Genomic DNA, 628 nt, shown 5'->3' with positions numbered 1-628 from the left:
GTTTTGTCTGACTAAGCGGGTAGCGGTGGGGGTGCCGGTAGGCTGTTGAATATGTCACCGAGTATCCGCCGGGTCCCGACGGCGTCGGGTGCGACCGCTGTTCAAATCATCTGGCGGTACCGCAACCGCAAACCTGAAATCGAACACGTCGGCTCCGCCCATACCGACCACGATCTCGCAGCGCTGATGGTCAAGGCTCAGCGGCTTGTCGATGGCGAGCAAATTTCACTTGACCTCAAAGTGTTGCCTTCTGCGGTTGCTGTGTCTGGAACAGGCACGGTTGATAATCCCGTCACGGTATCCGGTGAACGCGCAGGTCTTCTCCTGGACGCGATTCGCGGGGCCTTCCAACTCCTTGGCCTGGATACGGCAAGCGGCAAGGACGAGGTGTTTTTCAACCTGGTCCAAGCCCGTATTATCTCGCCGGGTTCCACGTTTGATTCCATTGAAACTCTGGCAGAAGTCGGCGTGGCCTCGGCTTCATACGCGACGATAAAGCGCTACCTTCCGCGGTATGCCGACAAAGACTTCCGCGACCAGATAACCCACGCGCTAGCCACACACGCGGCCATTGGTCCTGGTGTGATGGTTCTCTACGATGTGACAACCTTGTATTTTGAAACTGACG

1 pseudogene is annotated in these 628 nt (G+C 57.2%); it reads left to right on the top strand.

The window, feature by feature from the left end:
* Positions 1-51: 51 nt before the first annotated feature.
* A pseudogene (locus HMPREF3148_RS02385) lies at positions 52-628 on the top strand (transposase); the annotation flags it as partial.

The organism is Corynebacterium sp. HMSC05D08 (genome assembly GCF_001807215.1).
Classification (GTDB): domain Bacteria; phylum Actinomycetota; class Actinomycetes; order Mycobacteriales; family Mycobacteriaceae; genus Corynebacterium; species Corynebacterium striatum.
The sequence above is the reverse complement of the archived record's forward strand: the minus strand, read 5'-3'. Positions and strand labels throughout refer to the sequence as shown.